14 protein-coding genes are annotated in these 14,603 nt (G+C 42.4%); 12 read left to right on the forward strand and 2 right to left on the reverse strand.

Going from position 1 to position 14,603, the window contains the following annotated elements:
• The first annotated feature begins 16 nt into the window (after positions 1-16).
• Complete coding sequence (locus tag MSG37_RS06800) at positions 17-451, forward strand: ribosome recycling factor family protein (RefSeq protein ID WP_248469826.1); 435 nt, start codon at positions 17-19, stop codon at positions 449-451.
• A 58-nt stretch (positions 452-509) separates the two neighbouring features.
• Here the strand turns inward: MSG37_RS06800 and MSG37_RS06805 are convergent, their stop codons facing one another.
• A complete protein-coding gene (locus tag MSG37_RS06805) occupies positions 510-1,409 on the reverse strand; it encodes a LysR family transcriptional regulator (RefSeq protein WP_248469827.1) in 900 nt (299 codons plus the stop codon).
• Positions 1,410-1,535: 126 nt separating this feature from the next.
• On the opposite strand from MSG37_RS06805, the gene MSG37_RS06810 reads away from it, so the two are divergent.
• Together MSG37_RS06810 and MSG37_RS06815 are read left to right on the forward strand one after the other, a co-directional pair.
• Entirely contained in the window at positions 1,536-2,225 is a 690-nt protein-coding gene (locus tag MSG37_RS06810) for a pirin family protein (RefSeq protein ID WP_248469828.1), read from the forward strand.
• Positions 2,226-2,276: 51 nt separating this feature from the next.
• A complete protein-coding gene (locus tag MSG37_RS06815; protein WP_248469829.1) occupies positions 2,277-2,489 on the forward strand; it encodes a hypothetical protein in 213 nt (70 codons plus the stop codon).
• A 102-nt stretch (positions 2,490-2,591) separates the two neighbouring features.
• On the opposite strand, the gene MSG37_RS06820 is transcribed toward MSG37_RS06815, so the two are convergent.
• Positions 2,592-2,780, reverse strand: coding sequence for a hypothetical protein (locus MSG37_RS06820; protein ID WP_248469830.1), 189 nt, complete (start codon positions 2,778-2,780; stop codon positions 2,592-2,594).
• Positions 2,781-3,291: 511 nt separating this feature from the next.
• On the opposite strand from MSG37_RS06820, the gene MSG37_RS06825 reads away from it, so the two are divergent.
• The 9 genes from MSG37_RS06825 to MSG37_RS06865 all read left to right on the forward strand — a co-directional run bounded on the left by MSG37_RS06825 (position 3,292) and on the right by MSG37_RS06865 (position 14,555).
• Positions 3,292-4,518 carry an ankyrin repeat domain-containing protein gene (locus tag MSG37_RS06825; RefSeq protein ID WP_248469831.1) on the forward strand — a complete coding sequence of 409 codons (1,227 nt, stop codon included), beginning with the start codon at positions 3,292-3,294 and terminating at the stop codon, positions 4,516-4,518.
• A gap of 419 nt (positions 4,519-4,937) precedes the next feature.
• Complete coding sequence (locus tag MSG37_RS06830; protein ID WP_248469832.1) at positions 4,938-5,195, forward strand: DUF3081 family protein; 258 nt, start codon at positions 4,938-4,940, stop codon at positions 5,193-5,195.
• A gap of 248 nt (positions 5,196-5,443) precedes the next feature.
• Positions 5,444-7,657, forward strand: a complete 2,214-nt coding sequence (locus tag MSG37_RS06835) for a putative Ig domain-containing protein (protein WP_248469833.1) — start codon at positions 5,444-5,446, stop codon at positions 7,655-7,657.
• Between the two features lie 257 nt (positions 7,658-7,914).
• On the forward strand, positions 7,915-9,312 hold the full coding sequence (locus tag MSG37_RS06840) for a DASH family cryptochrome (RefSeq protein ID WP_248469834.1): 1,398 nt from the start codon (positions 7,915-7,917) through the stop codon (positions 9,310-9,312).
• Entirely contained in the window at positions 9,313-9,480 is a 168-nt protein-coding gene (locus MSG37_RS06845; protein WP_220779219.1) for a DUF2256 domain-containing protein, read from the forward strand.
• Positions 9,477-11,126 carry a cryptochrome/photolyase family protein gene (locus MSG37_RS06850; protein WP_248469835.1) on the forward strand — a complete coding sequence of 550 codons (1,650 nt, stop codon included), beginning with the start codon at positions 9,477-9,479 and terminating at the stop codon, positions 11,124-11,126. Before MSG37_RS06845 ends, MSG37_RS06850 begins: the two co-directional genes overlap by 4 nt.
• A gap of 12 nt (positions 11,127-11,138) precedes the next feature.
• On the forward strand, positions 11,139-11,786 hold the full coding sequence (locus tag MSG37_RS06855) for a flavin reductase (protein WP_248469836.1): 648 nt from the start codon (positions 11,139-11,141) through the stop codon (positions 11,784-11,786).
• 120 nt (positions 11,787-11,906) lie between these two features.
• A complete protein-coding gene (locus tag MSG37_RS06860) occupies positions 11,907-12,146 on the forward strand; it encodes a hypothetical protein (protein ID WP_248469837.1) in 240 nt (79 codons plus the stop codon).
• A gap of 216 nt (positions 12,147-12,362) precedes the next feature.
• Positions 12,363-14,555 carry an OsmC domain/YcaO domain-containing protein gene (locus MSG37_RS06865; protein ID WP_248469838.1) on the forward strand — a complete coding sequence of 731 codons (2,193 nt, stop codon included), beginning with the start codon at positions 12,363-12,365 and terminating at the stop codon, positions 14,553-14,555.
• Positions 14,556-14,603 lie beyond the last annotated feature (48 nt).

Below are 14,603 nucleotides of genomic sequence, written 5' to 3' on the forward strand. Positions count from 1 at the left end.
TTATGGCAGGTAAACAATGAGCGACAACATTAGCATTGCACTGCCGTCATTAATCCACAGAATAGGTCGCGAGCCGGTAAAACATGCGCAACTTATTGCTAAGCAGTACTGCTGTGAGTTAAAGCGAGTACGTCGTTCACGAAACTGGGCGCTAACCGGAGTGCCAATGGCTGTGCAGCAATTTAACGCAGAGCTGAAGGCGTCATGCTTAACTTCCCCGCAGAACAATACAGCAGATAACCTGATGTTCAGCCCGCAGAAACTGACTTATTTAATTAAAAAAGTCGATACCGCATTACTTGGTCATGCTGAAAAATTAGAGCCCTTAGCCGCGAAGCTGGTTCGACTGATAACGGCGAATCCTAATATCACTTTAGCTGAGTTGATGCATTTAACTGATTGCAGTTTAAGTGAGGCAAGGGCTGCGCGATTTGATGCTGACTCTTGGTAGTGTTTGTAGAGCAATCCTTTTATTATTGAGACTTGAGTATCATTTGGTTTTGCACCTTTTAGTTCAGTATATCGGCATAGAGTTTGGTCACAAACTCAATAAACGCTCTTACTTTTGGGATTTTGGCGCGACTCTTTGGGTATAGTGCATAAACATCAACTCCCTTTAATCCCCACTGTGGTAGCATTTGCACTAGTTTGCCTGTCTCTACAGCTGTTTTGCATAGATACGCTGGCAATACTCCTACGCCTAAACCATCAATGATTGCTTGTTCGAGCATAGCATGATCATCAACAAGTAAGCGTGGCTTTTGCTTGATAACTTGCTGCTCCCCGTTATCTGAAACCACAGTCAGGCGTGGATCATTATTGGTTGGATTAATGACGAGTAATTGATGTTGAGCCAGCGAGTTAAGATCTACCAACTGAGTATTATTGGCAACATAGTCGGGGCTAGCATAAAAGTGGCGAGTAATGTGGCCGAGTTTTTTGGCGATTAAACTTGAGTCGTCTAACTGACCAATACGGATCACAACATCAAAGCCCTCTTCGATGAAATCGACCCGTCGATTTATCAAACTCAGGTGAAGGTTTAAATCTGGATATTGACGCATAAAATTTGCTAGAGCTGGCCGCAAAACTTGCTGGCCAGTGGCGATAGATGCGCCAATTTTTAAGTCACCTTTATAATGATTGAGTAGCTCTGATATCGATGCCGTGGCGAGCTCTTGTTCTTCCTGCACTCTTTTACAGTGAACTAAAAATCGTTTACCAGCTTCGGTTAAGTGCTGTGATCGAGTTGAACGTTCAAGCAAGGTGATATCTAATGCCGCCTCTAAACGCGAGACTTTACGGCTTAAATTAGCTTTTGGGATCCCTAGTTGGTCAGCGGCTAAGGTAAAGCTACCGCTTTCAACTACCTGTAAGAAAGCCAGCATATCGTTTAAGTCATAACTCATTATATTGTTGTTATAAATGAAATAGTAATATCAACTTATCACTATTTATCAAACAATTCAGCCAGCTTATTATTTATTTAACGCAGCAGAACTGTATAAATATTAATTAAATTAAGGTGGTATAACATGGAAGTATTAAACAGAGATTCAATTCCTTTAGGTGGTTTCGCTGGGCTAACCGAGCACCGACTCATCACTGACACACGTATTTTTGGTGATCGCAAATCACCTCACACCGTAGAAGGTTTAGGTAACTTTGTGTTTCTTGCGGATGCGATTTATAACCCGTTTGGTGAAACCCATATGCACTCCCATCATGAGATTGATGTTATTTCAGTGATGATGAGCGGGCGAGTTAAACACCAAGGTTCGCTAGAACATGGTCAAGATCTCGTGGCCGGAGAGGTTCAGGTACAACGAGCTGGTGGTGAGGGCTTTTCTCACAATGAAATTAATCCAGATGATAGTAAAAATCGTTTATTACAGCTTTGGGTACTACCTGATGAGACTGGACAAGCAGCGGGTTATAAGCATTACGTATTAAAGCCTCGTGGTATAACGCGGATCTATGGTGGTGATAAGGCGCAAACGGCAACATTTGATAGTAAAACCGTCATTGATATTGCCAGGTTAGGTAAAGGCGAGTCACTGGAGTTTCAGCAGCAAAGCTTAATTTATGTTACCGCAGGTCAAGTTAACGTTAGTGATGGCGAGGAGTCCTACCAAGCTAAAGACGGTGACTTGATAAGAACTGAGCAAGTTAGTCTTGTAGCGAATACTCAAGCAGAGTTCATTGTCGTTAGGCTTAACGCTTAAGTCGCAGCTACCAGAACTTTACAGGTAGATAAATTCTTATTGGAGCCTTATATGCAGCAGCCAAACCGCCATATTATTGCGTTTATTAATTATCTAGTGTTAGTGCCACTGGTTTATTTTATCCCTAAATGGATGAGCCCATATTTACCTGAGCAGATGTGGTTACAAGTAGCGGCGAATGTAGCGGTTATTGTGGTGATAATTTCATATTTGGTAATGCCGCTGGTGATCAAGTTAAACCTGCGCTTTCAGCCAAAGGCATAGCTCCCAACATTACGATTTAAATAGGCCTGTTGCAGGCCTATTTTTTTAGCTGATGGACTTAAATTAATTTAAAGCGAGCAACCTAAGTAGCGGGATGAACACTTAAAGTAAGTTGCTAGCAATATGCGATAAATGTTGTTCAAGCTCATTTTCAGTTGTCGGTAAAGACTCAAGCTCAAAGGTCAGTGGCTTACTACCGTTAAGCATGAATACTGAGTTTTCACCGTGATCATAGTGAAACCATTTTCCATTAACGCAAAGATCGGTATAACAATTTGGTAGCAGTTCCATAGGGCACCTTTATATTTTAGGTTTCATTAATTTCTTTTTGGGATAAAACGGCCTTTTGTGAACTCGCTTTGAAAGTTGAATTTTAATTGCGTGATCAGGCTCACCTTTATATGACCTTAAAAGCGTTAGGCACTCATTGATCTAAATCAATAGCTACCAAGTTAATGAGTTTTTGAGTCGCATTCTTCGACATTAATCTCTATTTGGGTGGGTTTTAAACTGATTTCTTAGCGTTTTATGTAAAAATTTGTAGGGATTGTAGTTAATGACACCATTTTTAAAGGTTTGAACGGTCTGCTTCACCACTTTTGCGCAATATATGCGCGTTTCTTCATGTTTAGCCTCTGGTCTGTAGCTTCTAATGAAAAGCCGGCTTGAACTCAAATATGCAAAGGAATACTCTTAGCTCGTTCGAGTTTGAGCCATAAGCCCGCGGTGATTTTGCTAATGTTTACAAGTTTCTACGCTTGGTATTATGCAGAACAGGCAGAAATAAGAAAATGAGGTTTACATGCTTAGCAGTAATATTTTCGATGGATTGGAATTAGAGGATGTTTTACGTGAATATCTTGCAGGATTAGATGATTATGACGAGCCCTATTTTATCTGTATCAAGCTAAATATTAGCAGCGAAAGCGCGATAAAAATGCTGATCCCCAAACTTGATCATCTAGATGATGATATATATGCCTTTAAACTAGATAAACAGCTGTTATTACTTAGCCTTGAGTGTGAAGTTGACGAGATCAAGTCACTTGCCAATATGTTACTTAGCGCTTTTGCTGAGAATGATGTTATCGCGCAAATCGCAGTTTTTCATCACAACTGCTTAGGTACTCCGATTGATACTTTTAAGTGGTCAACACAGCTGTTAGAAGTGTTAATTGATAAATCATCCAGTGAGTCGATTGTAGAGTTTAACGATTTTAGCGATCGTGTTAATTGGCCAGGTTTGAGTGACTATATTGAAGGACGTGATCCGGAATTCGGCGCAGATATCAGCTATCACTATGATGAAAGCGATGATGATTTTGATGAAGACGACGATGATTTTGATGATGATCGTTTTGATGAAAATGGCTTCGATGAAAACGGTTTCAATGAAAGTGGTTTTACAGCACTGATTCAAGCCATTTTAGATGACGATTGCGCCGCCGTTAGACGTCAGATCCGCGATGGTGAGGATGTGAACAAGCTTGATTGGTATAACAACACACCACTTAATCATGCTATTAAAAGTAGTACGCCCGAAATCGTGAGTTTACTACTTGAGGCGGGCGCCAATCCAAATCAAGTTGGCAGCTACGGAACCACAGCACTTTATATCGCTAGCTTTAACGGCATGTTGTCGACGATCCAGCAATTGTTATCCAAGGGCGCTGATGTAAACGGTAAAGCGGATGAAGGTGAAAGCCCGCTAATGGCTGCTGCAGGAAACAGCACGGCAGAGGTCGTGGCTGTATTACTGCAAGCTGGTGCTGATACTAATGCACTTAGCGAAAATGGTAATACTGCGCTTATTCACGCGGTTATGGCTCGCTATAGTGAACGCAAAGCGATTGTTGAACTGCTGCTTGCTAATGGTGCCGCAGAGACGATCAATCACGCGAATATGCATAATTCAACAGCAATGGATTTAGTCTTTGATTACGAGCATCACGAGCTAATCGATATATTGGCAGGTGCAATGTCAGAGGCTGGTTTGAAACCGAGTTGTTTAACGGCCGAGTTAGCTTAGCTAATATTCTAGAGTCACAGTTAGCAGGGGTAAACCAGTAACTAGGTTAACGGGTTTATCTCTGTGCTTTGAATAAATACATCTATTTGAGCCATTTGCCTTATCACTTTCCGTCAATTTCTCCGGCGAACTTTCGATTACAGCTTTAATCCTTTATTTGGGTTTTAGAGGCTAATTTTAAGGGCTAATTTTAGGAGCCAGTCATCCTTTTGCAAGATTCCCATCACGCGCCTATCAAGCTATAGCAACTGAAATTGCTCATTAGCGTTAATGATAAGTCATCCCTGAAATGAACTAGTGGCACTAGGTTGTCGTATTGAAAATGGTAAAGGCCGATTGTGTCTTAGAAAAAACTACAGTTGATTAGCAATTCATAGCGATTGCTTTGCAGCAATAGTTAATAAACAGATGAGCTATTTATGTCTTTATCAAAGCATCTTTTTGTTTTTAATTATGTCATCACCAATGGTATCAATCGAGACGGCAAATATTATTGTGATGGTTTAAGTGCGTGGCATGATCTTGATGGTTATACCTGTTATTTGGGCTATAAAGATCTCGTCATGACGTTGTTTTTTCATGGCCGCTTTGCCTATGAGTATCAAAAACGTCTGACCTACAATGACTTCAACTCACTGGTAGATAATCGCTTTAGGCAGCTTAATCAACCGCAATAACCATATGTATTTTAGCAGTGGCTGTAGATGATGTTAGTGTTTGCTGGTTGATTTTTGTTCCCTCTTATGCGAGTAAATGGGTATCTCTTTTTAGTCGTTTGATATTGAAAAAAACAGTATTTTTTCTAAAAATATAAAATTACCCGTTTGGGTAATTGTTTTGTTCCTTAAGGAGCTTCATTGTTCTGCGCTGAAATTACTCACAGAGTAATTTTGTTGTTCAGTTATTTACACATGGAGTATTTTAAATGGAATTTACACATCGTTGGCAGACGTCCGCGTTGGCTGCGGCATTGTCTCTCGCTTTAGTTGGTTGTGGTTCTTCAGATTCAGATGATACGGCTCCGGTCGTTGTTAATGTCGCCCCCGTAATCAGCTCTGCGGCAAATACTGCAGCAACTGAAGATATTGAATATTCATATCAAGTTAGTGTTACTGATCCTGATGATAGTAATAACGGTACCGATCTGAATTTTTCACTCGAAAATGCGCCAGAAGGCATGAATATTAGCTCTACAGGTCTCATTACTTGGACACCGTTAGAGGGCGTACTGACTTCAAATACAGTGACCTTAGTTGTTGCTGACGGTGGCGAAGATGGTGCAGGAGCAGCAACACAGGAGTTTGAAGTTACTGTTACGCCAGTGAATGATGCGCCAACAGTTGTGGTTGTACCGGCACAAAATGTCGAATCGGGGCAAAGCTTTACTTATCAGCTAGTCGTTAATGATATTGATGATAGCAATATTGAAGCTGATATAAATTTTGAATTGATTACAGGGCCAGACAGCTTAAGTATTAGTCCAGCTGGATTGGTTAGCTATCAGTCTGCTGCAGCGGCAACCGTTTTTACTGATATAGCGATTAAGGTTTCTGATGGCGGTGAAGATGGCGTTGAGCCGGTTATCGTCGATTTTGTATTAGAAGAGCAGTTCTTTGTTGCGGTAAATGGTACCACGCTAAATTATTTTAATGGTGAAGTGATTACTGATAGCCAAATTAGTATTTCAAATGGCACCAATATTATTGACCATGCAGTATCAGATGCAGATGGGCTATTTTCTTTTAAATTACAAGACACCTCTTTATCGCAAAGGCTGACTCTATCTGCTGATGCAAGTCATTACGCTGAGGCTGCTTTAAGTGTTTCTTTAAGCGAAGTGACTCAAGAGCATCAGTTGCTACTTCAGCCTGTCCATGCGCTGGTGAGTTTTGATGCTACACAAGAAGCTGAGTTATCAGTTGAAGGTAACGTTTTAGTTAGTCTACCAGCTAATAGTTTAGTGGATACGGCAGGTAACCTGGTTACTGATGCTGTAGCTGCGGAGCTGACTATCATTAACCCGGCAATTGATATTGAAATGATGCCTGGCGATATGACTACGCTAAATGAAAGCGGCGAAATTGTTCCAATTGAATCTTTTGGTGCAATAACAGTGACGTTTGAGGATACAGCTGGCAATCCATTACAGTTAGCGCAAGGACAAAGCGCTGATATTTTTATCCCTGCAGCAGGTGAAACTCGCCCAATGAGCGTACCACTTTATTATTTTGATGAAGTAACAGGCTTGTGGGTTGAAGAAGGCGAAGCTGTGTTAACGACAAGCGCTTCTGGGGAGCAGTTTTATGAGGGCAGTGTAAGTCATTTTACTACGTGGAATGCTGACCGAATTTATGACACTGTATTTGTTAATGGCTGTGTTGAAGACAGTAATGGCAATTTGTTAGCTGATGCTAGAATTATTTCTGACGGAAGAGACTACCTAGGTCGTTCAACTACTTACTCTCTTGATGATGGCACATTTAGCCTGCCCGTTAAAATGGACTCGACAGTGCTTATTGCCGCCACTCTAGGTTTTCAGAGTCGAACTTCTGTTATTAGTGTTGAAAGTAGTGATTTGGATTTAGATCGTTGTTTGGTGTTGTCTGAAGCCTTTACCAAAATCACACTCAATTGGGGGGAGTTACCAACAGATTTAGACTCTCATCTATACATAACCGATGTAAATGGCAATACGGAGCATGTTTATTATGCGAATGGCTCGGTTCAAATAGAAAACAGTTTGATTTACTTAGACGTTGATGATGTTACTAGCTATGGCCCTGAAGTTATTTCGATACCGGACTTTCCGGTAGAAGGTGTATATGACTATTACGTTCATAATTTCTCACGTACTCCAGCTGTCGATCCTGAAACGACTCGCGTAGAGATGATTTTTAATAATCAGCAATACTTATTCAGTCCACCGACAGAAGATATCACTTTATGGTGGCACGTCGCGAAAATTGAAAAAATGGCTGATGGTGAGCTAGTTTTTACACCGTATAATGAATGGGTTGCTGCGCCGACAACGGGCTCACAACCTCAATCGAGCGGACCATCAATTCAAGCGATTATTGCACCGAAAGCGATAGAGTCTGTAGTAAAAGGCTTAATCGAAACTAAGTACTATAGTCACTAGGCACATGCTGTAGTGAGCAAGGCACTGAAAATAGTTCAGTGCCTTATTTATTCGTTTAATCCTTTAACCTCATTCTAGAGCTGCTTTTCTAAGCTTAGTAAAAACACTTCTTACAACACCTTAATTACAGCGTTATCTAGCTTAAGCTGGTTTTACTGAATCCAAGTGCCTTTAACTCGCCATATCGTTTAAAAGACTAATCTAAATTCTATGTTGGTACGTATTAGCGCTTACCTAGTGGTTATACAGGCAAGCGCATGTTACAGCATCAAAAAGCACTCTTTTGCTTCAGCAATGATTTAAGGTTAAGCGATAACCAGGCGCTAAATTATGTGCTGCAGCAATGTGAGTCTGTTGCCTTGGTTTATATCTTCAACCCACAAGACTTTATTGCTCAGCGCTATCATCAAGCCTCGCTAGGAAAGCACCGCCTAAATTTTATTATCAATAGCCTGCAGGATCTTGAGCAGCAATTACACGCACAAGGCCACCAGTTACAGATCTTGTTGGGAGATCCTGTGACTGTATTGTCTGAGCTAATCAACAATGAAGCTTTTAGTCTGGTGGGATACACAGCATCAGTGGGGGCTGAGGAACAAAGTCGTTGGCATAAGTTAGCATCTACATGGAGTGGGGCTGAAAACAGTGATCGTAAAGTCAATTTTCTTGCCAACTGGAACAACAGTTTATTTAGTGCTGAGCAAATAAGCTCGCTTGCTGATGCGTTTAGCAGTTTTTCTTGTTTTCGTCGCAAGGTTGAAAAGTCTTTGTTAACCGTTGCCATGCCTTGTGAAACTTGGCCACAGCGCCGAGTGAAGCCATTGGACTTATCTTTGGCATCACAGCGCTTTAAAGTTAGTGATGCTTGGTTATCTGACAATAGTGCTGCGACTAGCACTCCTTTTAAAGCGGGCGAACAAGCAGCACAAGCACATTTAACTCAATACTTTTTAACCTCACTCCCTCATAGCTATAAAGCCACTCGTAATGCATTAGATGGCTTTGACAATTCAACCAAATTTAGTCCCTATCTTGCTCAAGGGAATTTATCTGCTCGGCAGATATGGAACGCACTTAAACACTTTGAATTAGAGCAAGGGCCAAGTGATTCAAGCTATTGGATAGGCTTCGAACTGCTATGGCGCGAGTACTTTCATTGGTTAGCGCTGCGTATGGGCAAAGCGCTATTTCAGTTTAAAGGTTTAGCTGCTGCAGCGCCGTTAACCAGTTATTTTCCTGAGCGCTTTACCAAATGGTGTAGTGGCTGTACGCCATATCCATTGGTTAATGCGTGTATGAAACAACTTAATGCCACTGGTTATATATCTAATCGAGGACGGCAGATCGTCGCCAGTTGTTTGGTTAATGAGTTAGGTCTTGATTGGCGCTATGGCGCTGCTTATTTCGAGCAGCAGTTGGTTGATTATGATGTGGCGTCTAATTGGGGCAATTGGCAATACATAGCTGGTGTTGGCGTCGATCCTCGCGGCGGTCGGCAGTTTAATCTACAAAAACAAACAGAGATTTATGATCCTGCAGGCGAGTTTATTGCCAAGTGGCAGGGAGAGGTTAATAGCAGTCAAGCGCTAGACTCAGTTGATGCTGCTGATTGGCCTTTGCAAGCTGAAACGCTATTGGCTAAATCGGAGGCTTAGTTGAGTCACTCAAAGCTCGAGTCAAAAGTATGCCTAGTATGCTTAAGGCCATTTAACTGGCGTAAAAAGTGGCGCAAAGATTGGGAGCAAGTGAAGTATTGCTCCAAGCGCTGTGCAGGCCAAAAATCTAGACTAGCTAACACTGAGACTGACAAGGAGAGTGCATGAGCGATCACCTGCCTGTAAAAAGGTTGCGGCTAATCTTGGGCGACCAACTCAATGCAGCTCACTCTTGGTACCAGCAGCAAGATGACGATACCTTGTATGTGATTGCTGAGCTAAAGCAAGAAACAGACTATGCCAAGCACCACGTGCAAAAGGTTTGTGCTTTTTTTGCGGCTATGCAGGCATTTGCATTAGCCCTGCAGACAGCTGGGCATAAGGTGTTGCACTTAACACTCGATGACACCACAAAGTATCAAGATTTACCTGCTTTGCTAACAGAGTTAATGAGTCAATATCAGATTAGCGAGTTTCAGTATCAGTTACCTGATGAATACCGTTTACGCCAGCAGCTATCCCTGTTTTGTCGCCAGCTACCTATTCCTTGTATGGCGTTTGAAACTGAGCATTTTTACTTGTCAGACTCTGAGTTAAAGGATTATTTCTCTCAGGGCAAAAAACATCGCTTAGAGCATTTCTATCGCAAGCTACGTGGTCGATTTAATCTATTAATGCAAGGGGATGAGCCTGCTGGTGGGCAGTGGAATTATGATGCTGAAAATAGGCAAAAACTTAAAACCGCGGATTTTGCAGCTGTACCAACGCCATTGACGTTTACTAACGATGTTAGCGATATTTTAAGCCGACTTAAGCGTCATAATGTTAAAACCATTGGCCTTGCTCATACTGCATTGTTGTGGCCGGTAAGCCGTCATCAAGCTAATGAGTTACTCCAATATTTTTGTCGTCACTGTTTAGTCAATTTTGGCCGCTTTCAAGATGCGATGACCCATGAGTTAGACACGGCCGCAGCGCCTGTTAATGGCGAGTTAGCGCTAGCGCCTGCTTCAGACGCCAAACTCGAACAAGTCACGATTGCAGAATGCAAAAAGCAGTGGAGCCTGTATCACTCGCGATTGTCGTTTGCGCTCAATGCCAAAATACTCAGCCCGCAGCACGTCGTCGACACCGCTATTGCGACTTATCAGCAAGCTGATGGCGCGATTACCTTGGCGCAAATAGAGGGCTTTGTAAGGCAAATTCTAGGTTGGCGTGAATTTATCAGAGGGGTTTATTGGGCCAATATGCCTGAGTACGCCAGCTTGAATCATCTTGGCGCTAGGCGAAAGTTACCGAGCTGGTTTTGGAGTGGTAATACAAAAATGAACTGTATGCAGCACGCGATAAAACAATCCCTTGATTATGCTTACGCTCACCACATTCAGCGCTTAATGGTAACCGGAAACTTTTGCTTGATTGCAGGTATAGATCCCGATGAGGTCGACGCTTGGTATCTGGGCATTTATATCGATGCTATCGAGTGGGTCGAGATGCCCAATACCCGTGGTATGAGTCAGTTTGCCGATGGCGGTATTGTTGGCTCTAAAGCGTATGCTGCAAGCGGTAACTACATCAATAAAATGAGTGATTACTGCAGTGGTTGCCAGTACGAGGTGAAACAAAGTCACAGCGATAATGCTTGTCCGCTGAATGCACTTTATTGGCATTTTATGCAGCAGCATATTGATGATTTTAAGACCAATCCACGTACGCGTATGGTTTATGCAAATTGGCTGAAAAAGCCAGAGCAGACACAGCAACTTATTTTACAGCGGGCTGAGCATTTGATTCGAAATATCGATAATTTATAAGGATATTGATAAATGAAACATATTAATTTTGCTGATATTGAGCAGATGGAGCAACGTAGCCGGGCACGCTTGATTAATAGCTTGTCTGGATTTAAAAGCGCCAATTTAGTCGCAACGATAAGTGAAGAGGGGCATAGCAATGTGGCGATAATTAGCTCGTGTTTTCACCTCGGTGCTAGCCCTGCATTGATGGGGATGGTTATTCGCCCCGATAGTGTGCCTCGCGATACCTTAAGCAATATTGAGCAAATGGGCTGCTATACCATTAACCATGTGTCAGCCAATATCTATCGTCAGGCGCATCAGACTTCAGCGCGTTATGCTGCAGAGGTGTCTGAGTTCGATAAAGTCGGTCTATCAGCTGAATTTGTTGCTGGTATTGAGGCGCCTTTTGTTGCGCAAAGTCAGCTTAAATTCTCGCTTGAGTTAAGAGAAATAATGCCGCTAGCAATTAACGGTACAATCTTAGTGATAGGCGAAATTACTCATATTATGGTGGATGAGTCAGGCCTAAAAGATGATGGTTATATTGATATTGAAGCGCTGGAAAGTGTTGCCGTGTCAGGGCTTGATAGCTATCACCAAACCCAAAGATTGGCGCGCTTAAGTTATGCTAAACCTGATAAAGCCTTGGTGACACTACCGATAGATGGCCATTAATCGCCAGCTTTTTAATTAGCGCTAGCTTAACTAAACTTGATCTACATCAGTTTAAAAAAACACCATGTCGCCATAATCATACATTGTCTAATGTAAAAGGCTGATTGTAGGGAGCGCATGGTGTCAGGTAGCCAAGTCACAGACCAAAAGCTGATCTTAATCCTTAAAACCTGCATTAGCATTGGGTTGTGTCTTATTATACTGGGGATCTACCTGCATAATTTTAACGCAACCGTGCATGCGATGGGCGTGCAGGGGATCGTCATTAGCGCCATGTGTGTCGCCTTTGGCATGGTGTTGTCACTGCCCACCAAAATGTACCTCACCTTTATTCTGGTTAAACGTGAATCTGAACACTAGCAGTAAGCTTTTACTGGACGGTAGAACGCTAATTTGCCTTAATCAGCGCTTTTAGTTAATTAACCCAAGACTAATGCGCCAAAAACACCGATAATTCCCCCAATACGTTTATTTAGCCTTAACAATCGTTGAGTAACATGCTCATTACTGAGCAAACAACTCATAAACTAGACTTGTTCTTTAGGCGCGCTCGCAACAAAGTGGAAATCATATTCAATGGAAATCAAAGTTAACTTTCTCGATAATTTGAGATTAGAAGCCAAGTTCGACGACTTTACCGTCACCGCCGATCAGCCAATCCGTTATAAAGGCGATGGCTCAGCACCGAGTCCATTTGATTACTTCTTAGCATCATCTGCTTTGTGTGCGGCTTACTTTATCAAGGTGTATTGTAAGGCTCGCGATATTCCAACTGAAAACATTCGTTTGTCGCAAAACAATATCGTTGATCCTGAAGATCGTTATAACCAAATTTTTCAAATCCAAGTTGAATTGCCAGACGATATTTCTGACAAAGATCGCCAAGGCATTTTGCGCTCGATTGAGCGTTGTACCGTTAAAAAAGTGGTGCAAACTGGCCCAGAATTTAAGATTGAAACCGTTGAAAACCTAGATGCAGACGCTAATGCGATGCTAATGGGGCAAAGCGACAGCGATGCTAGCACTTATATCTTAGGTAAAGACTTACCGCTTGAGCAAACCATTGCCAACATGACTGGCATGCTTGCCGATTTAGGCATGAAGATTGAGATCTCATCATGGCGCAATATCGTGCCAAATGTGTGGTCACTGCATATTCGTGATGCGGCATCACCTATGTGTTTCACTAACGGTAAAGGTGCAACCAAAGAGAGCGCACTTTGTTCAGCATTGGGCGAGTTTATCGAACGTCTAAACTGCAACTTCTTCTACAACGATCAGTTCTTTGGTGAAGAGATTGCTAACAGTGAATTTGTGCATTACCCAAATGAAAAGTGGTTCGCACTAACTGACGATGACTCACTGCCAACAGGCATTCTTGATGAATATTGTCTTGAGATCTACAACCCAGAAGGCGAGCTTGCGGGCTCTAACCTGATTGATACTAACTCGGGCAATATCGATCGCGGCATTTGCAGTATTCCATATACTCGTCACTCAGACGGCGAAACGGTTTACTTCCCATCAAACCTGATTGAGAACTTGTTCTTAAGTAACGGTATGAGCGCGGGTAACAATATTCAAGAAGCGCAGGTTCAGTGTCTATCTGAGATCTTTGAGCGTGCAGTTAAACGCCAAATCATCGAGCAAGAAATTATCCTGCCAGAAGTGCCAATGAGCGTACTTGAAAAGTACCCAAGTATTCTTGCCGGTATTAATGGTCTTGAAGAGCAGGGCTTCCCGGTTGTTGTTAAAGATGCATCATTAGGCGGTCAATTCCCAGTGATGTGTGTGACCCTGATGAACCCGAAAACTGGCGGTGTATTTGCTTCATTTGGCGCGCACCCAAGCTTTGAAGTGGCATTAGAGCGCAGCTTAACTGAACTATTGCAAGGTCGTAGCTTCGAAGGCTTAAACGATGTGCCAAAGCCAACCTTTAACAGCATGGCAGTCACTGAGCCTGAAAACTTTGTTGAGCACTTTATTGATTCAACTGGTGTGATTTCATGGCGCTTCTTCAGTAGCAATGCTGAGTTTGATTTCTGTGAGTGGGATTTCTCTGGTACTAACCAAGAAGAAGCCGACAGCTTATTTGGCATTTTGGCTGATTTAGGTAAAGAGGTGTATACCGCAGAATTTGACCAACTTGGCGCATCTGCGTGTCGTATGTTGGTACCAGACTTCTCTGAAGTGTACCCAGTTGATGACTTGATTTGGGATAACACCAACAAGGCGCTGGAGTACCGAGAAGATATTTTAAATCTGCATTCGCTTTCTGATGAAGAGCTAGTGGACTTAGTTAACCGCTTAGAAGAAAGCCAGCTAGATAACTACACTGACATCCGCACCATGATTGGTATCGTGTTTGATGAAAACACAGTCTGGGGTCAGCTAACGATTATTGAGCTTAAGATCTTAATCTATCTAGCACTGGGCGCAGCAGAAGAGGCGATGGAGCTAGTCGACAGTTTCCTACAGTTTAACGACAACACGGTTGAGCGTGGCTTGTTCTATCAAGCGGTTAGCGCAGTACTTGAAGTGGAAATGGACGAAGAGCTTGAGCTTGAACACTTTATCCATAACTTCAACCGTATGTTCGGCATCGATGTCATGCAAAACGTTGTGGGCACTGTTAGCGGTGAAGTGCGTTTCTACGGCTTAACTAAAACTAGCATGGCGCTAGAAGGCATTGAGCCACACTTACGCTTGATTGAAAGCTACAAGAAGCTGCATAGCGCTCGCGCTAAAGTGGCAAACATGGCTAAATAACATGCGTTAAGCTGTTTTAACGAGATAAGTTATTAACCATTAAAAAGC

Source organism: Shewanella sp. 1CM18E (genome assembly GCF_023161665.1).
Classification (GTDB): Bacteria; Pseudomonadota; Gammaproteobacteria; order Enterobacterales; family Shewanellaceae; genus Shewanella.